The 18,763-nt window shown below is 56.7% G+C and carries 14 protein-coding genes and 1 pseudogene; 8 read left to right on the top strand and 7 right to left on the bottom strand.

The genetic code is table 11. The features are described 5' to 3' along the window. Positions 1 to 116 precede the first annotated feature (116 nt). From H7H48_RS11125 to H7H48_RS11105, 5 genes and pseudogenes are all read left to right on the top strand, one after another. The gene (locus H7H48_RS11125; protein WP_229449108.1) at positions 117 to 902 is read left to right on the top strand and encodes an ABC transporter substrate-binding protein; all 786 of its coding nucleotides are present in this window, start codon (positions 117 to 119) and stop codon (positions 900 to 902) included. A 155-nt stretch (positions 903 to 1,057) separates the two neighbouring features. After that, positions 1,058 to 1,771 (top strand): ABC transporter permease, encoded by a 714-nt coding sequence (locus H7H48_RS11120; protein ID WP_229449107.1) that lies wholly within the window; start codon positions 1,058 to 1,060, stop codon positions 1,769 to 1,771. Then, complete coding sequence (locus H7H48_RS11115; RefSeq protein WP_229449106.1) at positions 1,768 to 2,592, top strand: ABC transporter permease; 825 nt, start codon at positions 1,768 to 1,770, stop codon at positions 2,590 to 2,592. Before H7H48_RS11120 ends, H7H48_RS11115 begins: the two co-directional genes overlap by 4 nt. 18 nt (positions 2,593 to 2,610) lie before the next feature. Beyond that, positions 2,611 to 3,498, top strand: a pseudogene (locus H7H48_RS11110) (NAD(P)-dependent oxidoreductase); the annotation flags it as partial. Positions 3,499 to 3,507: 9 nt separating this feature from the next. Continuing rightward, positions 3,508 to 4,065, top strand: a complete 558-nt coding sequence (locus H7H48_RS11105) for a DUF3299 domain-containing protein (RefSeq protein WP_229449104.1) — start codon at positions 3,508 to 3,510, stop codon at positions 4,063 to 4,065. Between the two features lie 5 nt (positions 4,066 to 4,070). Here H7H48_RS11105 and H7H48_RS11100 read toward each other — a convergent pair whose 3' ends face one another. The 4 genes from H7H48_RS11100 to H7H48_RS11085 form a co-directional block, all read right to left on the bottom strand. Further along, on the bottom strand, positions 4,071 to 4,565 hold the full coding sequence (locus H7H48_RS11100) for an Lrp/AsnC family transcriptional regulator (protein ID WP_229449103.1): 495 nt from the start codon (positions 4,563 to 4,565) through the stop codon (positions 4,071 to 4,073). Between the two features lie 99 nt (positions 4,566 to 4,664). After that, complete coding sequence (locus tag H7H48_RS11095) at positions 4,665 to 5,222, bottom strand: uracil-DNA glycosylase family protein (protein WP_370633363.1); 558 nt, start codon at positions 5,220 to 5,222, stop codon at positions 4,665 to 4,667. Between the two features lie 79 nt (positions 5,223 to 5,301). Beyond that, a complete protein-coding gene (locus tag H7H48_RS11090; RefSeq protein WP_229449101.1) occupies positions 5,302 to 5,913 on the bottom strand; it encodes a glutathione S-transferase in 612 nt (203 codons plus the stop codon). Beyond that, on the bottom strand, positions 5,910 to 6,425 hold the full coding sequence (locus tag H7H48_RS11085; RefSeq protein ID WP_229449100.1) for a thermonuclease family protein: 516 nt from the start codon (positions 6,423 to 6,425) through the stop codon (positions 5,910 to 5,912). Before H7H48_RS11085 ends, H7H48_RS11090 begins: the two co-directional genes overlap by 4 nt. Positions 6,426 to 6,590: 165 nt before the next feature. On the opposite strand from H7H48_RS11085, the gene H7H48_RS11080 reads away from it, so the two are divergent. Next, on the top strand, positions 6,591 to 8,132 hold the full coding sequence (locus H7H48_RS11080; RefSeq protein ID WP_229449099.1) for a HAMP domain-containing sensor histidine kinase: 1,542 nt from the start codon (positions 6,591 to 6,593) through the stop codon (positions 8,130 to 8,132). 27 nt (positions 8,133 to 8,159) lie between these two features. On the opposite strand, the gene H7H48_RS11075 is transcribed toward H7H48_RS11080, so the two are convergent. After that, positions 8,160 to 9,116, bottom strand: a complete 957-nt coding sequence (locus tag H7H48_RS11075) for a nicotinate-nucleotide--dimethylbenzimidazole phosphoribosyltransferase (protein WP_229449098.1) — start codon at positions 9,114 to 9,116, stop codon at positions 8,160 to 8,162. A gap of 124 nt (positions 9,117 to 9,240) precedes the next feature. Here H7H48_RS11075 and H7H48_RS11070 point away from each other — a divergent pair, with 124 nt between their 5' ends. Then, a complete protein-coding gene (locus H7H48_RS11070) occupies positions 9,241 to 9,474 on the top strand; it encodes a DUF1289 domain-containing protein (protein WP_229449249.1) in 234 nt (77 codons plus the stop codon). A 5-nt stretch (positions 9,475 to 9,479) separates the two neighbouring features. Beyond that, positions 9,480 to 10,181 (top strand): TIGR02281 family clan AA aspartic protease, encoded by a 702-nt coding sequence (locus tag H7H48_RS11065; RefSeq protein WP_229449097.1) that lies wholly within the window; start codon positions 9,480 to 9,482, stop codon positions 10,179 to 10,181. A gap of 60 nt (positions 10,182 to 10,241) precedes the next feature. On the opposite strand, the gene H7H48_RS11060 is transcribed toward H7H48_RS11065, so the two are convergent. Next, positions 10,242 to 13,595, bottom strand: a complete 3,354-nt coding sequence (locus tag H7H48_RS11060) for a DUF11 domain-containing protein (RefSeq protein WP_229449096.1) — start codon at positions 13,593 to 13,595, stop codon at positions 10,242 to 10,244. 176 nt (positions 13,596 to 13,771) lie between these two features. Further along, entirely contained in the window at positions 13,772 to 18,667 is a 4,896-nt protein-coding gene (locus H7H48_RS11055) for a DUF11 domain-containing protein (RefSeq protein ID WP_229449095.1), read from the bottom strand. Positions 18,668 to 18,763 lie beyond the last annotated feature (96 nt).

The raw sequence follows: 18,763 nt of genomic DNA, 5'->3' as shown, positions 1-18,763 counted from the left end.
TGGGACCAGTCACCTTTAAGGTTGCAATTTGAATCGGATCGGTGGGAATATCCGGCTTCATGTTCCGCCCGGCAGGAAGCCGGAAGCGGCAGATAATAAGATTGAGAGGAACCAGAATGCGTATTTCAAGGCGTATCGCGCTTGCACTGCCTGCGGCAGCTTTGGCTCTGGCAGTGGGCTCGGCTCATGCCCAGGACATGATGAAGCTCAAGATCGGCACTGAAGGTGCCTATCCCCCCTTCAACAACCTGACCGCAGACGGCTCTCTTGAAGGGTTTGATATCGATATCGCCAAAGCGCTTTGCGAAGAGATGAAGGCTGAATGCGAGTTCGTCACGCAGGACTGGGACGGTATTATTCCCGCGTTGCAGGCGGGCAAGTTCGACGCCATCGTGGCCTCCATGTCGATCACCGAAGAGCGCAAGAAGCAGGTCGACTTCACCAACAAGTATTACAACACGCCACCCGCGCTGGTCGTGCCCAAGGAGTCGGATATTGCCGGTACCACACCGGAAGATCTCGCCGGCAAGGTTATCGGTGCGCAGGGCTCGACCACCCACGCGAACTTCGCCGAAACCACCTTTACCGACAGTGACGTGAAGGTCTATCCGACCGCGGAGGAATACAAGCTCGACATGGTCAACGGGCGGCTTGATGCGGTCATCGACGATATCATCGTGCTGCAGGAATTTCTCGACAGTGACGATGGCGCCTGCTGCAAGGTTCTGGGCACACTCACCCCGCGCGAGGACATTTACGGCCCCGGGATCGGCATTGCTGTGCGGCAGGGGGAGGACGAGCTTCGCGAAAAGCTGAACGCCGCGATCACAGCCATTCGCGAGAATGGAAAATACAAGGAAATCAACGACAAGTATTTCACGTTCGACGCTTACGGCGACTGAGCGTCGTTATGTCCTGATGATACTGTCACAGGCGGCCGCCTTCGGGAGTGCGGCCGCCTTTGTTGCATGCGGCTCCGGTAAAAGAGCCCGAACGAGAAAAATCGCCAGTTGGCATCAAAGGCCGGATCAGGCGGTTCGGACAGGGGTTTTGGGAGATGGAAAGGGTCTGGACCCTTTTGAGTTTTGGGCCGGAAGGCTGGGGCGATGATATCGCCAAGGGCGTGCTTCTAACGGTTTCTCTGGCGCTGGCCACGTTACCGCTGGGATTGGCAATCGGTTTTTTCGTTGCGTTGGGGAAGCGCTCGAGCGACAAGACCTTACGTCTTGCGGCCAACATCTATACGACGATCTTCCGTGGACTGCCTGAGCTTTTGACGCTCTTTCTTGTTTTCTACGGCGCGCAGATTGGCCTTCAGCAGATCGTGCGGCTCGTGAATCCCGGCGCGAGTGTGGAGATCAACGCTTTTGTAGCAGGCATGATCGCGCTCGGCGCCGTGTTCTCCTCCTATGCAAGTGAAGTGTTTCTGGCCGCCTTTCGAGCTATTCCAGAAGGCCAGTACGAGGGCGGTCACGCGATTGGTCTTTCAAACGCGCAGACCATGCGCCTTATCATCCTGCCTCAGCTGATACGGCTTGCCTTGCCTGGCCTTTCAAATCTCTGGCTGATTCTTTTGAAAGACACCGCGCTCGTATCCGTGATCGGCCTCGCCGACATCCTGCGCCAGACGGGCATTGCCGCGCGCGTCACCAAGGAGGCTTTCCTGTTTTTCGGGATCGCGTGCCTGCTCTATCTCGTATTGGCCATGCTCTCCTCAATCGTCCTGCGCACAATTGAAAACTGGACCAAACGCCATGGAGTCCAGCGATGAGTGCCGAAGCACAAGCCTCAGTGGAACGGCCGCCCGTCGTCAAAAAGGGCTGGACGCGCGCTCGCACAATCGGCGTGGTCCTGCTCACGATCTGGGCAGCGCTGGGCCTTGCCGTTCTGGGGTTCATGATCAACGCCTGGGACCCGGACATTTTCACCCGCTACGCGCCGCGCTATCTCTCAGGCCTTTGGATCACCGTTCAGCTTGTCGTCGTTTCGGTTTTCCTGGGGGCGCTCCTTTCCGTGCCCATCGCACTCGGACGCTCCTCGAAGAACAAGCTGATTGGCGCCCTCGCCTACGCCTATGTCTACTTTTTCCGGGGAACGCCGCTGCTTGCCCAAACCTTCCTGGTTTATTACGGCCTCGGTTCTTTCAGACCGGAACTTCAGGCTGTGGGCCTGTGGACGTTCTTCCGAGAGGCCTGGTACTGCGCCGTCTTCGCTTTCACGCTCAATACCGCCGCCTACCAGGCGGAAATTCTGCGTGGCGCCATCGAGAGCGTCGGCAAGGGGCAATGGGAAGCGGCGGCTGCAATGGGCCTGTCCAGATTTCAGACCGCGCGAAAGATCATCCTCCCGCAAGCACTCATTGTCGCGCTCAGGCCCTATGGCAATGAGATCATACTGATGATCAAGGGGTCCGCCATCGTCGCCATCATCACGGTCTATGACCTGATGGGTGAGACACGCCGCGCCTATGCACGCACCTTCGACTTCCAGACTTACATCTGGGCGGCCATCATCTATCTTGGCCTCGTCGAGATCCTCCGCAACGCCGTTGATTGGATCGAGCGTCGAATTACCAAACATCTGAAGCGCTGAGGCGCACAACACGCATATCAGGGAGAAGGTTTCGAAATGGCGGACGTCGCATTCATCGGGCTCGGAGTCATGGGATATCCGATGGCCGCACATCTTCAGAACAAGGGCGGTCATAAAGTCACGGTCTATAATCGCACTGCCGCGAAGGCACAGAGCTGGGTCAAGGAACATGGCGGCGCTCACGCGCCGACACCGCGGGAAGCAGCGATCGACAAGGATTTCGTTTTCGCCTGTGTGGGCAATGACGACGATCTTCGCTCGGTGACACTCGGCGAGGACGGAGCTTTCCAGAGCATGAAGAAGGGCGCGGTCTTTATCGACAACACCACGGCGTCTGCAGAGGTTGCGCGCGAGCTCGCCGAAGAGGCCGAGAGGCGTGGCTTCGCTTTCATCGACGCTCCCGTATCCGGGGGACAGGCCGGGGCGGAAAACGGTGTTTTGACCGTGATGTGCGGCGGCGAGGAAGTCGTTTTCGAGAAGGCCAAACCGGTGATCGAATCCTTTGCACGGATGGTAGGCCTGATGGGTCCGGCCGGCGCAGGACAACTGACGAAAATGATCAACCAGATCTGTATCGCCGGGCTGGTGCAGGGGCTTGCCGAAGGCATTCACTTTGGCCAGAAAGCCGGACTCGATATCGGGAAAGTCGTCGACGTCATCTCCAAGGGAGCGGCTGGCTCCTGGCAGATGGAGAACCGTCACAAGACGATGAGTGAAGGGAAATACGACTTCGGCTTCGCGGTTGACTGGATGCGCAAGGATCTCGGCATTTGCCTGGCAGAGGCTGATCGCAACGGCGCCAGCCTACCCGTTACCGCGCTGGTGGATCAATTTTACAAGGATGTACAGAAAATGGGCGGAAATCGCTGGGATACATCGTCCCTGCTCGCCCGACTTGCGAAATAGGAGTCCACGATGACCCGCTGGCGCGTGGCATGTCTTGCAGCAGTTCTTGCCGCTTTGCCCGCGTCGGTCTGTATCGCACCTGCTGCTGCCGGCACCGACCGCCCTGACCTGGCTGGCGGTATTCGGGCTCTCTCCTGGAGCGATCTCGTCTCGCCTGCCACTGTGGACGAACCAAGCGCTCGCCCCGCCGATCTCGACGAACAGGCCGTCAGCCTCTCCGGCTTTCTCCTGCCTGCCGACCTGGAAGGTGAGCTTGTCTATTCCTTTATCCTGGTGGCGCGCCATGGTGCCTGCAGCCACATGCAGCAACCACCTCCCGATCAGATCGTCCGGGTCGTTCCGTCGTCCCCATACCGGTTAAGCTACAACTACGAGCCGGTGACAATAACCGGCTCTCTCCAGTCCGGGCGTGAAAAAACGCAGCTTTTCATTCTCGACGGCCCAGCGATTATAGAGTCGGCCTACACGATGCGGCATGCTACGGTCACTCCAAACAAGAGTTCGCCGGCACCGCTAACATCTTTCCCCGCCAATCCCTGGCATCGTGTCATAAACGACGACGAATAGCCCGGTCAGCCGCCATTGCCGCCACCCGAATCCTTGTCCAGGACAAGATAGTCGAGTGGCAATTCGGTCGTGTATTTGATCTGCTCCATGGCGAATGTGGATGAAACATCCCGGATTTCGATCTTCGCGATCAGTTTTTTGTAAAACGCGTCATAGGCGGCGATGTCCGGCACCACAACACGAAGCAGGTAGTCCACCTCGCCGCTCATCCGGTAAAACTCGACCACTTCCGGGAACTGCTGGATCACCTCGGAGAAACGCTTCAACCATTCGTGGCTGTGCATGTTGGTGCGGATGGACACGAAAACGTTCACCCGGGCATTGACCTTTTCCGGATCAAGCACCGCGACGCGCCGGCGAATGACGCCTTCTTCTTCCAGCTTCTGGATACGCCTCCAGCACGGCGTGGTGGAGAGCCCGACCTTTTTTGCCACATCGGCTACGGCAAGGGTTGAATTTTCCTGCAACAAACGCAGGATCTTGCGATCAAGGCGGTCCATACTCAGCTCCAAAGAAAATGATTTCCTAAAATGACAAGAGATCGCGCCAGCAACAAGAAATTTTTTGCCTGTATTGACCAATACGCGACCGAATAATCCTCACTTCTCAGAAAGAAGCCGATGAATTTCCTCACGCAGGACTGGCAATAACTCGCGTTCAAACCAGGGATTCTTTTTCAGCCAGCCTGTGTTGCGCCATGAGGGATGCGGCAGCGGCAAAACGCGGGGGCTGAGGTCGAGTGCCATCAGTCGACGCCAGTCAAGCACGGTCTCGGTGAGGGTTCTGGATTTCTCAGACCCAAGGTGCCAGGCCTGTGCATACTGCCCGATGACGAGAACAAGTTCGATCTGTGGCATCGCTGCCATCAGTTGCGCCCGCCATGCGGGGGCGCACTCGCGACGGGGTGGCAAATCCCCGCCTTTGGCATCAAGACCCGGGAAGCAAAATCCCATCGGCGCGATGGCAAAGCATGCCGGGTCATAAAATTGAGATCGATCCACCTGAAGCCAATCTCGCAAGCGATCTCCGGACCGATCGTCAAACGGCAAACCAGAGGCGTGAACCCGCGTCCCCGGTGCCTGGCCGGCAATGAGGATGCGAGCTGTGTCCGATCCCACAACAACCGGACGGGGCTCATGCGGCAAAGGGGCGCCCATCGGGTTCTCGACGCAAATCCGACAACTGCGAATTCGCGCCAGCAATGGTTCAAGCTGCGGCTTCTGCACGCCGGGTCTCTCAGGCCTTCGCGCTCGGGCGGCCGGCGACGGTGTGATACCATCGCATCAAATGATCCAGCCCATCGGGGACTGACAGGCGTGCAAGCTTCATGAAATCGATACTCACCAGCCCGGTAATATCGGCGATCGAATAAGCTTCCCCCGCGATAAATGGACGATCAGCCAGCGCCTTATCGAGATAAGCAAGAAACTCCAGGGCCTTGGGTTTGTTTGCTTCCCCCCATTCCGCGACCTGCGGCACCTCCCAATCCTTCATGGCCGGATGCAGGTGCCGGAAGGCTTGCGCAATGGGATAAAACAGATGCATTTCAACGCGTCGCTGCCACATTTCAACCGTGGCGACGCCGAGCGCACCCCTGCCGAAAAGCGCAGGTTCAGGGTAGAGCTCCTCGAAATAGCGGCATATGGCAACCGTTTCCGTCAAAACGGTCCCGTCGTCCAACTCCAGAACAGGCAGACGCTGCAGCGGGTTGAGACGAGTGAGCGTTTCAGACTTGTGCCCCATGGCGCCCATGTCCACCGGCTCGATCGGCACTTCAATTGCCTTCTCTGCCAGAAATATCCGTACACGCCTCGGGTTGGGTGCCCGGCCACCATCATAGAGCTTCATGTTCCGCTACCCTCACCTGAAAACCAGCCCATAAGCCACTCCCAAAGGCGCCTCAGCAAATCACCGTCGCCGGGACGCGGCTCTCCCTGATGTTCCTCACGCCAGTCGCGCGGCGCCTCGAAACTGCCCGCCCATATGCCACGCTGGGCCCGGCGCGCCTCCGCTTCCACCGCATCATAATCGCCATAGGCCAATGCCCAGCCTGCCGCAACGAGCGCTTCACCCAGATCGGTATCGTGAACCCTACAGCGTGCGAGCAGCCGATCATAGCGATCACGCTGATAGCCTTCGCAGGTGACCTCCCCACCAGCCACCAGTCGACGCAAGGCCCGAAGCGCCTCACGCCCGCAAGCATAATCCTTCCCGTTGCTGGTGCACCTTTGCTGAAACTCCGGCGCATCAATGCCTTCAAGGCGAATGCGCTCGCCCGCGAGCGTCAGCGTATCGCCATCATGCACGATCACGTCACCTCTCAGTGTCTGTCCGCCAAGGCGTTGCACCCTGTCGACCAAGAGCGCAATTCCCCCCAACAACAACAGTGTCAGCAGGATATCCATAAAGCGAATTGATCTGCGGCCGCGGGTCCGTCTGTTTCGTCGGCCTCTCATGTTTTGAAGGGTCTCTTAATCATTCACGAATAAGTTGAGCAGTGAATAGCGGGAATTCAAAAACGGGTTATGGTGGCGGAAGCGTCAAAATCGGCTGACAAGTTCGCCGACAAGTTCATTGTGGACCGCACCAAGCCGCATCGCAACAGCAATGTGGGGCTTGCCGTGCGCCGTACGCGCGACCGGCTTTCGCAAAGCCTCGGACCTCCCGATTTCAACCGCGACATGCTGAAACTGCACGCGCGAGACATTCTCTCGAACGCCGTCAAACCGGCTTTGCTCATTCTGACGATGAGCCTCGGCGGGATTTATCTTGGGGTTGACCTGAAAATCACATGTCTGTGGGCCTTAACCACACTTCTCGGTTATGTACCGCTCTTCCTCCTCGCCCGTCGTCTGGAACGGATGCCGGAAAACGAGATTGAGGTCACGCGAATGCGGCACTGGCTTTTTGCCGCCCATTTCACCAGCGGCGTTGGATGGGCGTATTTCGCATATCTGCCTCTTCCAGCCAGCACCTTCTCCGAACCGCAGATCATGCAGGGGGCGCTACTCCTTCTTGTGATCGCCGGGACAGCGATCGTGACGGCAACCCTAAGCGGCGCACTGGTAGCCGCGTTTGCGCTGCCGATCTGCATGTTCGCCTTCACGGTCAGCAATGCTCCGACGACAGGTTCGCTGATGATGTGTTTGGTCCTCGCAGCCGCGCTCCCTTTCCTGGCCTACGTTGCACACCATCGAAACCGCGCGGCATTGAGGCTCCTTTCTTTCCAGAGTGAAAAGAACGCGCTGATAGGCGAACTTGAAACAGCCAAATCCATGTCAGATGAAGCGCGCCGGCGCGCTGAGGAAGCCAATCTGGCAAAATCGCGTTTTCTCGCATCCATGAGCCATGAGCTCCGAACACCGCTCAACGCCATTCTGGGGTTTTCAGAAGTCATGGCCAACCAGGTTCTGGGACCGCTCGAAAACACCACCTATCGCGACTATGCGAACGATATTCACACGTCCGGAAAGCACCTCCTGAGCCTGATAAACGAGATACTTGATCTTTCGCGCATAGAGGCCGGTCGCTATCGGCTCAACGAAGAGCCGTTGTCCCTCGGCGCGATTGCGGAGGATTGCTGCCGCCTGATGGAGATGAAAGCGCGTAGCAAAGACATTTCCTTCAGGGTTGACGTTGAGCCCACTTTATTGAGACTTTTCGCCGACGAACGTGCGGTTCGCCAAATCACCCTCAATCTTCTGTCAAACGCCATCAAGTTCAGTCCGACCGGTAGTGCTGTCCACATCCGGGTCGGGTGGACGGCGGGTGGCGGTCAATACATCGCCATAAAGGACAACGGCCCGGGCATCCCGGAAGACGAATTGGCCGTGGTCCTCTCCGCATTTGGCCAGGGGTCTATAGCCATCAAGAGTGCGGAACAGGGCACAGGCCTTGGTCTGCCCATCGTGCAGGGGTTGGCAGCCTTGCACAACGGTGTTTTCGAGCTCAACTCGAGATTGCGCTCAGGCACCGACGCCATCGTGGCCTTTCCCCGCTCGCGTGTGATGGAGGAACTCCCCGCTGTTCCAACCGAGCACAAGCAAGCATCACGAGGTAACGCTTGAGGGGACCGTTCCGCGGGAATGCTTCACCTAACCCAAGCGCCTCGCGACCTCTGCAACCCCACCCGCAAGTGCTGCCGCCGACTTGACAATATCGGCCGCCACAGCCCCCGCACACCCCGCCTCCCCTGCAAACTGCAGCCCAAGCAAGGGTTGAAGCGAGAGCTCCGCGGCCACCCACTTCTCAAACGGACCATGGCAACTCGCGAGAACGCAATGAGAAATCGAGTGCGGCGCTGACTTGTAAAGCACCGCAGCCGCAGCCAGAGCCGGCAAACCATCAAGAACAACGGGGATGTTTTGTGCACGGGCCGCAAGGATGGCTCCCGTAAGCGCGGCCATATCCCGCCCTCCAAATCGCCGGAGCACTTCCAGTGGATCCGCCAAGTGATCGGCGTGGAAAGCAAGCGCTTCAGAGATGACCGCCCGCTCAGACTGGCTGAACTGATCCAATTCGCCTTTGAGAAGGGCAAGAAGCATTGCGCTTGCTGCAAGCCTCGCCTGCGCGCCCAACGCTCCGACACAGAGCAAATCGACCCCCTCAGCGGTGGCTTCCATGCCGAATGCAATCGTAGCAGCACAGGCCCGCTCATCCAGGGAGGCACCCGTGCGCATGTCATTGGAGGGCAAATCGAGCGCCAGATCAAAGACATTGAGAGACAGGTCATTGGCCACGCACAAATGCGATACCGCCGCAGCCCCCGCCGCGACAGCATCCACCTGCGCCCGTTGCTCGGCAAGCCCCGCCTCATCGAAACCATGAGTCGCGGCATAGAGCGCAACACCGGATTTGCCGATCAAAGGTGGGACAGCGCCGCGGGTGCGAGCGAGCCAGACTCCAATCTCGTACAGTCGCCCCAGTTTCTCGACGCTGTAACCCGCCCGGTGGAATGCTTTTGCCATCCCCTCTGCGGCGGCCTCGTCGGGTGCATTCAATTGGGAAAGCAGGGAGCGGACGTCATCGAAAGGCATTCCGGAGAAGGACATTAAGCTGGTTCCCGTTTGGTGTCGGAAACGAGATAGCCACCAAGCGCGCCGAGCGCAATGGTAGACAGACCGCTTGCGTCGAGGGGCGCGATGCCCCATGTCTTCTGGAAATGATGGAAAGATGATGGTCGAGATCAAAACCCCGTGCATCCTCGTTTGCTCAATCGATGTGAACTCCGGATTCTGCTTCGGTTGCGGACGCACACGCGCTGAGATCGCGAATTGGCTCTTCATGACGTCCCAGCAGCGCGAGACGGTGATGAACCAACTTCCTGCGCGCCTGGAACAGGTGGAACGTAGACCGCGCCGCGAAACCCGGCGCGCGCGCATTGCGCGCCAACGAATGGAGGGGCAATAGGAGCCATGCGCCTGTTCTGGTTATTGATGTCGGCGCTTGGCGGAGGCTTGATCCTGCTGATTGCCAATCACGATTCTGGCCGGGTGTTTGGGCTCGAAAACGCGGCCTTCGCCGCCACCCTGTATCTAGGCCTCTGGGCAGCCGTCCTTATCGTGGGCTTCTTGGGATCGGGACTGAGGATCGGAGACGTTGCAAGAACCCTTGCCTTCTGGGTTTTTCTGCTTCTGGCATTGGTGGCCGCCTATCAGTACCGTTATGAACTTCAGGATATTGCCAGTCGCGTAACGGCTGGCCTCATACCCGGCAGCCCAATGACCACTGTCAGTAAGGACGGCCAAGTCAATGTGATCGTTGAGCGATCCTCTAGCGGCCAATTCGAGGTTATCGCAGACGTGAATGGCACCAATCTTCGAATGCTGATCGACACGGGCGCCAGCAGCATCGTTTTGTCGGATGAAGATGCACGCGCAGCAGGTTTCGAACCTGAGAGATTGCGCTTCGTAGTACCGGTGGCAACAGCAAATGGCAACACACTTGTCGCCCGGGCAAGAGCTGATACGGTCAATGTAGGAGCCATTTCGCGCAACGAGATTCCGATTTATGTGGCGCAACCGGGACGCCTTGATCAAAGCCTGCTCGGCATGAGCTTCATAAACACATTGAATGGCTTCGATCTGCGGGGCGACCGCATCGTTCTTCGCGACTGAGCACGGCATAAACGGAGACGATGAACACCCGGAGCAATTGCCCGGGTGTTCACAAAGGGTCTATTTGTAGACTGCATTCCTGGCGGATCTCGCATCGCGCGGGGCCGCGCTCTGCACACGCGTTTCGATTTCCAGCTGATAACGACGACCGACATCGCGCCATTCGTTCGCAATCAATCTGCGCAACGCACGCACACGCCTGTTTGCAAGTCGTCTTCCTTCGCCTCCTTCCGCATAGACGAGACGGAGTATCGAAGGTTCTTTTTCCAGAAGGTTGATGAGCTGTGAAACCTGGTGCCGCCACTCCGTCATCAGGTCATGTGCCCCCCGGACGAAGGCCGCATCCGTCAGATCCAGCCGAACCACACGTCCGATTGAGGCACCAAACATGAACTCCGATGCCTTACCCGCCGTGAGGCGAACCACACGTGGATTCTCCGTCGTGAGGCGGTACCCGGATGGAAGCGAGCGCGGATCGAGCTTCATGATGTAATTGGTCCCGATCCGCTGATCGGGCAAATCCGCGCAGGCGACATGGAAACGCCCGTGATCGTCTGCCGTGAGCAACAGCCCTTTGACCGTGGCGATCCGCACGCCAGGCAAGCCCGGCTCCCCGGCATCCTGGTATCCATTGCGGTTACGGTCGTCGAAGACCTTCCCGAGAATGTCACCACAATCGAAAACAGCTTCCACCACCACCTCAACGGTTGCTTCTGCAACTCGTGAGATGACTTCTCCGGAAAGATCCTCCACCCAAGCCTTGTTTACATATTCGCCAGGCTTGGCAGCGGCGGTCACGCCCAGTTCGAGATCGATCAGGACCTCTCCTTCGCCAGGAAGGGCAACATCCTTGAATGTTAGCTTCCGTCCTTCCGCTACGGGTGTGACAGAACTGCCGTTCAACAAAGCAGAGCCGCGTACAAATGTCAGCCCCGGGGGCGTCATGTCGATGACAGTGATGGTACTGTCTGTCGAGAGGCCAAGTGACTTTACGCGGATCGTGTAAGGAACACGACCACCGCGTGCCACTTCTGCCATCGGGGTCACCTTGGTGATGGCATAGCCAGGCAGATCAACAACAGCTTCATCCTCGGGTGAGATCACCTCCTGCCCCGCGGGACCTTTACCTCTCGCAGTCGCAGTCTTCTTTATGCCCCCTTCGATACCCTGCGCTTCGTCGATATCACTTTGTGTCATCGTATACGTCGCCTCGAGAGTGATACTCTCCCCTGCCCCCAATTCCCCACTAGCTGGTGTGAACGAAGACAATTCACCGCTGCCTGGCCGTCCGTTGAAACGAGGTCCGGGGCCGGATGGAACTACATCTGTGGCGGTTACATTGCCGTCGTTTGTCACCTTGAACGTATAAAGAATGGTATCTCCCGCCTCGGCAAACTCTTCGTCGGTGGACTGAAGCTCACCATGTTTTTCCAGCGCTAGGGAGATATTTTGCGGCAACGGCGTCGGGATTGCATCGTCAGGCTCCCAGTCTCCTTCCAAATCAACGTCAGCTGTCTCATCAGGCTTATCAGATATGTCGGAGACCGGCGTATCGTTGGGTGCAGCGCCATCCGTGGCGGTCGCGACGATCCCGCCAGCGTCGATGTCGGCCTGAGTGAGCTCGTAGGTCGTTTGAAATGTCGTCCTGTCCTCGCTGCCAGGTGCAAAACTCGAGAGGCTACCGCTGGGAACGGGTACCGAAGGTGGAGGTCCCGATGTGTTGGGCCCGTTCTGCAATGAGGAGATGGTGATGTTGTCTATCGTGACGTTACCGGTGTGGCGCGCTACGAAGGTGTGAACGATCGGCTCACCTGGATCGGGAAAGTCGTTCCCGTTTGTGTCGTTCCATTCATCAATCAGGTCAACTTCAAGTCTGGTAAGTGTTTCAAAATTGATCGTTGTTGGCTCACCAGCAACCCCTTCAACCGACCGGGACAGTCGCTCGATATCGTTGCCCTGCGGATCCTTAGCGGTTGCTGTGCCCAAATTTTCGACGAACCCATTGTCGATATCCTCCTGTTTGATCTCGTAGGCCCCAGTCAAATCGGTATTGCTTTCTCCTGGGAGCAGCGAGGCAATCGGACTGTTGGAGACCGCGATTTTGTAATCCTCAACGACAATGTCCGTGAGCGTCACGTTGCCAGTATTTTCAACGCTGAAAGTGTAGTTGATCAGTTCCCCTCCATCCGCCATTCTATTGACGTTGGCATCTTCCAACTCCCCCTTCTTGACAAAATCGTAGTCGGGATTGGGTGGGAACATTACGCTGGTAGGGTTTTCGTCTACGCCTGCCGTATCACTGGAAATATCGTTGAAAAGATTGCCGTTCTCATCCGTCCCTTCTGCGGTCGCCTGATTGGACGATCCACCCGCATCAATGTCCTCTTGTGTGAGTGTGTAGGTCAGCGTGTAAATGGCCGTCTCCCTCTCAACCAGCGTGCCCTCGGAGGAACCGGATGAAGCGGATACGAATGTCGGACCGCTGTCAGCCGTCAGGGGCGTGCCGTCAGCGCGCACCAGGTTCTCTTCGCTGATCGCAACGCCGGTCAATGAACCGATACCTTGGTTCTCTATAGTCATCGTGAAGGTCAAGACATCGCCAGCTTTATCACCCTCCGAAACCGTTTTGATAATCTCAATGACCTCCGCTCCCAACGCGAAACTGATCAGGCAGTTGGAGGTGCCCTCTGCGGCAACTTCAAGAGTTTGCGAGCTCCACACGGCAGTGAACACAAAAACAGACTGTTCCCAAGCAGTTGTATCGGGAAACATGATTGTTTCATTGGCGCCGCTTGTCGTCAGCTTGAGCCCTTCACAGGCACTTGGGCGGTTGCCGGCAACCGATGCGCGTCCAATCGCATAGAACGGAATTCGATATGTACGGCCAGGTACAAGCCCGTTCATCGTGGTGAGGATGGATTCGTAATAGTCTGGTCCGCCGATCATGGAGAGGAACGTCGTATCACCTGTTGGAACGGCGGGCAGTGGCGCGTCATCCCAGGCATGGGTTGCGCCCCACTCCTCAGGCGTCGAACAATCCGGACTGCCTTCCCCGTCCGTCCATCCGGCAGGCGTCTGACCGATACCCGGCGTACAGGGTGACGTGGGCGGAATGTCCTGCGCATTCGCCTGCCGTTCGCCAAACATGATCGATCCAAAGGCGATGAGAATGGTGAGCACTATCGCACGAATTGCGATTGGCGGCCTTAGGTTCATCTGCAGGTTCCAGCCGATTATGGAACAAAAAAATCCTTTCGCTGGAGAGACTTTTCTTTCTCTCTGACGTTTCAACAGACCAGATGTGGCCCAGGCAAAATTTCGAAGAGATCGGATTGTGTTTGCCACACCGTGCTGCTCAAGCAATGTCGTCTGGAGAATTCTCAACATGACAAGCCTCATCATACCATCGTTCATGGTTCGGTTTCTTATTAGGCCTCTTGGCCAGACGCAGAACTTGAGTCGGGAACACTGGTGATACGAACGGCAATTGGATTTGCGAGCCCTAGAACAGGCGCACTCGGCACACGAGTTACAGTAACGTAGCGTTACAGTTGGGCCACCCTAAGCGCGCGCCTCTACGGGTGCCACCGTTATTCAAACTTCTCGTTTTGGACAGAGGCCTTAGCGTTCTGAGGCCGGAAGCGCGTTTCAATCTCCAGGTGATAGCCTCGCCCGGTCCGACCCCAGGCGGAACTAACCATCCGGCGAATTTCCCGCAAACGCTTCACCGCCATCCTCGTGTCGTCCCCGGAACCGGTATAAATGAGACGTAGAACAGACGGTTCCTGATCGAGCAGCACTATCATTTGATTGATTTGCCGTTCCCATTCCGGGTTCAACCTCGCGGAGCCTTGCAAAAACGCTGCGTCGGTCAGATCGAGGCGAACCACACGGCCGATTGTTGCGCCAAAAAGGAACTCCGACCCCTTGCCGGCTGTAAGCCTAACCACACGTGGATTCTCCGTGGTGAGACGGTATCCGGAAGGCAATGATCTAGGGTCGAGCTTCAAAATGTAGTTTGTACCGATCCGCTGATCAGGCAGATCCGCACAGGCGATATGAAAGCGCCCTTGAGCGTCTGATGTCAGCAACAGGCCTTTTATCGTAGCCAGCCTCACTCCCGGAAGACCCGGCTCTTCCTCTTCCTGGTAACCATTCCGGTTCCTGTCATCGAACACCTTTCCGATGATGTCGCCGCAATCGAAAACAGCTTCGACAACCACCTCTACGACGGCCGTTGCAATACGGGAAACAACGGCTCCTTCCGTCGTTTCTACCCAGGCCTTGTTTACGTACTCTCCAGGCTTGGCGGCTCCAGTCACGACGAGGTCGAGCTCAACAATTGCCGCTTCGCCAGGGGATAGTGTGACGTTTTCGAATGTCAGTCTGCGGCCTTCGACCAGTGGCTCTGCAGAATTGCCGTTCAGCTTTGCGCTTCCACGGGCGAATGTCAGCCCCGCCGGTGTCATGTCGATGATTTTGACAGCGCTGCCGCCGGCAGACCCAAGCTGCTTCACGGTAATCGTGTAGGGAACTCGATCACCACGCCGCACCTCCGCCAGCGGTGTCGTTTTGCCAATAGCGTAGCCAGGCAAGACCACGGTAGCCCCTGCAACCGGTGAGAAGACTTCCCGCCCATCCGCCCCACGGCCAGAGGCCTTGGCAGAGTTCTGGATGCCGTTTTCAAGACCCTCCGCTGCATCAATGTCGCGCTGAGTGAGTGTGTATGTTGCGGTGAAAGTCTTGGTTTCTCCTGCAGCAAGATCCGCACTGGCTGGAGAGAAAGGCGTGAAACTCCCACTGCCCGGCTGCCCGCCAAATCGTGGTCCTGGGTCCGCTGGCCTGACATTCGAGACGGTCAAATTGCCTTCATTGGTCGCAGTCAATGTGTAGAGGATGGTATCGCCAGGTTTGGCAAGCCGTCCGGCCGTCCCCTCAAACACACCTGACTTCTTCAGTCCGAGTGCACTGACCTGCAGCAGCGGAGTGTAGTTGGGATCATCCGGCTCCCCATCGCCATCGAGATCCTCATCTGTTGTGTTATTCGGGTCATCAGACGTATCCGAAACCACCGTACCGTCTCGGGTGCGACCGCTAATTCTGGTCGTAGCGGCAACACCGCCAGCGTCGATATCAGCCTGCGTGATGGGATAGGAAACCTTCGGTAGGGAATCCAATTCTGCCCCTGGTTTTAGAGCTGGAATTAAACCACTGTAGACAGATGCGGCTCTCGCCGCCGGCCGGACTGTGGACGTTTCCCAATCGATCGAATCGATCGCAAGGTCCTCCAACGTCGTATTGCCCGTATTGCGAACCGAGAATGAATACTGGATCGGCTCACCTGGATCTGGAAACCCGTTTGAGTTTGTGTCGATCCACTCCCCTGAAAGCTCAAGCTCTACGGACGGGATCGTCTCGAATGGTACTGTCGTCGGATCGCCGGGGCGCCCCCCCGGTGGACGAGCATATCTGACCACGTCTTCGCCCTTGGGATTTTGCGCTACGGCGGTCGCATTGTTTGAAAACGAGCCTTCATCAATGTCTTCTTGAGTGATGACATGCTCGGCTGTGACGTTGGAATCACTCTGGCCCGGCGCCAACGAAGCTATAGGGCTATTTTTAATCTCCGCTTTGTCGTCGGTTACCGCTATGTTGCTGAGTGTGACGTTGCCCGTGTTCACAGCTGTGAATGTGTATTCGATTACCTCACCAGCATCGGCAAATCCGTTTCCATTGGCATCGATATGCTCTGCTTTCTTGACAAGATCGTAGTCGGACACCGTTTCCAGACCGCCAGGCGGCAGTGTGGGCTCGCCTGCTTCTCCGCCTGGAGGACGCGACTGCTTGGATAGGCTAACTCCATTGGGCAACTTGGCGTTCGAGGTGGCAAGGTTATCGAGATCTCCAGCATCGATATCTGCCTGGGTCACCTCATAGGTGCCGGATATGCTTTCTTCGTCCTTCTGGCCTGGAGCGAGAGGCCCGGCCAGTGGACTGCCTTCCACCCTGGCCCGCGCATCCGTTACCACGATGTCGGTGAGCGAGACATTCCCCGTGTTTTCAATGGTAAACCTATACCTGATCACCTCACCAGCATCGATCAAACCGTTTCCATTCGCATCCTCATGTTCCGATTGTTTGACGAAGTCATAATCGCCCTCCAGGGGCGTTTCGACGCGTGTTGCGTCTCCCTCCTGACCATCTGGCGGTCGCGATTGCTTATTGACATCCTCGCCGTTCGGTCCCTTCGCCGTCGCCAGCGCAACATTCTCTACACTGCCCGCAGCCAGATCTTCCTCGGTGATCTTGTGAACTCCCTTGACCGAATCCGAGTCAATTTGCCCTGGCGCCAAGGAGGCGGTCGGACTTCCGGATATCTCAGCCTTAGGATCCGATATTTCCACATTGGTCAAAGTCGTGTTGCCGGTGTTTGTCACCGTGAAATCGTATTTGATCTCCTCACCAACATCAGCTCGACCGTTGCCGTTAGCATCGTCGTGCACCGCCCTTTTGACCACATCATAATCGGTTTCCTGCTCCAAGCCCCCAGGCGGTCTGGTTGGGTCGCCGGCATCTCCCCCAGGCGGACGGGATTGCTTCGTGACGTCGTCGCCGGTCGGCAGCTTTGCGGTTGAATCGGCAACGTTGTCGAGATCACCAGCATCAACATCATCCTGCGTTACGACGTAGGTGCCTTTGACACTTTCCTCGTCTTTAGCACCGGGCTCCAGCGGTCCAGCTAGCGGGCTGCCTTCAATCGTCGCTCGAGAATCCGTAACCACAATATCCGTCAGCGGAACATTGCCGGTGTTCTCCACGATGAACTTGTAGCTGATCGTTTCGCCGGCATCGATCCGCCCATTGCCATTTGCGTCTACGTGCTCTGCCTCCTTTACGAAGTCGTAGTCGCCTTCCATTGGTGTTTCGATGCTTGTGGGATCTCCTGGGTTGCCGTTCGGTGCCCGAGATTTTGCGGTGACGTCTTGACCGTCTGGCCCCTTCGCTGAACCGGAAGCGAGATTGTCGACCTTACCTTCGATCAGGTCCGCCTCGGTGACCGTGTAGTATCCCTTCACGGTTTCGCTGTCGCTTGCCCCTGGAGCTAAGGAGAGAATTGGATTTCCCTCGATTCTCACCTTTGAATCGGTGATCTCGATGTCGGTAAGCGTTGCGCCACCGGTATTTTCAACTGTGAAGTCGTAAACGATCTCCTCTCCGATATCGACTTTGCCATTTCCGTTGGCGTCGACATGTCTGGCGGCCTTGACGATCGACATCGAGGCTTCAAGGTCGGTGTCGGTATCACTGTTGTCTTCTGGAGAATTGTCGATGATCGTGTCAGGAAGATTGAGCGTCGCCGTGTTGATCAAATCTCCCGAATGATCCGGTGGGATCGAAATCGTCAGATTATACGTCACCACGCCCCCCACCGGAAGACTGGCAGTCTGATTGTCAAGCGCGCCTGTTCCGCTTGCCGCGTCACACACGCCGCCGTTTAATCCGAAACAGGTCCAGTTCGCTTCGGTGACCCCCGCTGGCAACGGGTCATCCACCCCAATGTCGGTAGCCCCGAATGGACCGTTGTTGACCACTGTTATTGCGTAGGTCACGTCCTCCCCGGAGATGTAGGCCTCCTTCCCATCCGTTTTGGAAATGGCGATGTCCGCTGGAAAGCTGAGTATTGTTGTCGCGCACTTCATGCCGTCGTTGATTGACGAACCGGGGGAGTTGGAAATGCGGGTTGCGCGCCCGGTAGCAGTATCAAACTCGAAAAAGCCCTCTCCGCTATTTCCTGAGCCATAGACGGTATTTGGTGTGCCGAACATGGCACCGAAGAGGCTGCTCGCAGCAAGCCCTGTATCCCCGATATTTATAACCGCCCCGGTTACCGGGTTGATGGAAATCAGTTGGCGCGAGTCACCTTCTTTGGCGTAAAGGAGCCCGTTGGACCACGCCAGATCCGTAAGGAATACACTTCTACTCAGAGGTATTCTGGTTGCTGACGTCGCAGAGATATCTACTTTGTATAAACTGTTATCATGAGTTCTACTATATATATAGTAAGAGCCATCATCAGATATCTCTCCCGTATTCGCCTTAAAACCCGATGGGAGACCGGTAATATTCCCAAGATTTTGAAGCTGAGCGTTAGAACCAATTCTATAAAGGGTTGGCGAATTATTATTTACAGCATACCCATAATTGTCCAACGGGTTGTAAGCCGTTCCATTGTAGGTGAAGGACACGCTCCCCTGGTTCACAAATGTGAAAGGGTTCGTGGACGTGTCGATGGCATTCAAGCTGGTCTGTGTTCCCTGAGACAGCCACATGCGAGAATCGCACGTTCCAAAATCAGGTAGGGTTTGAGCGTCAGCCCCTCCTCCCGGCACTCCCAGAAAGCCCCCCAGGATGGCAAAAACCCAGAAACAGGAAAAGAAAGAGAGCTTTTTGAAATCAAATATTGATGATCTAATAATTTTTCTCATGTTTTATTTCCTAAAATCATGGAAAAACTATTTATTAATAAATTTATATTAAAATAATTGCATTTCCCAACCCTCGGCGCCCACAATTCTTCACGC

It is taken from the genome of Nitratireductor sp. B36 (assembly GCF_020833685.1).
Lineage (GTDB): Bacteria > Pseudomonadota > Alphaproteobacteria > Rhizobiales > Rhizobiaceae > Nitratireductor.
The sequence above is the reverse complement of the archived record's forward strand: the minus strand, read 5'-3'. Positions and strand labels throughout refer to the sequence as shown.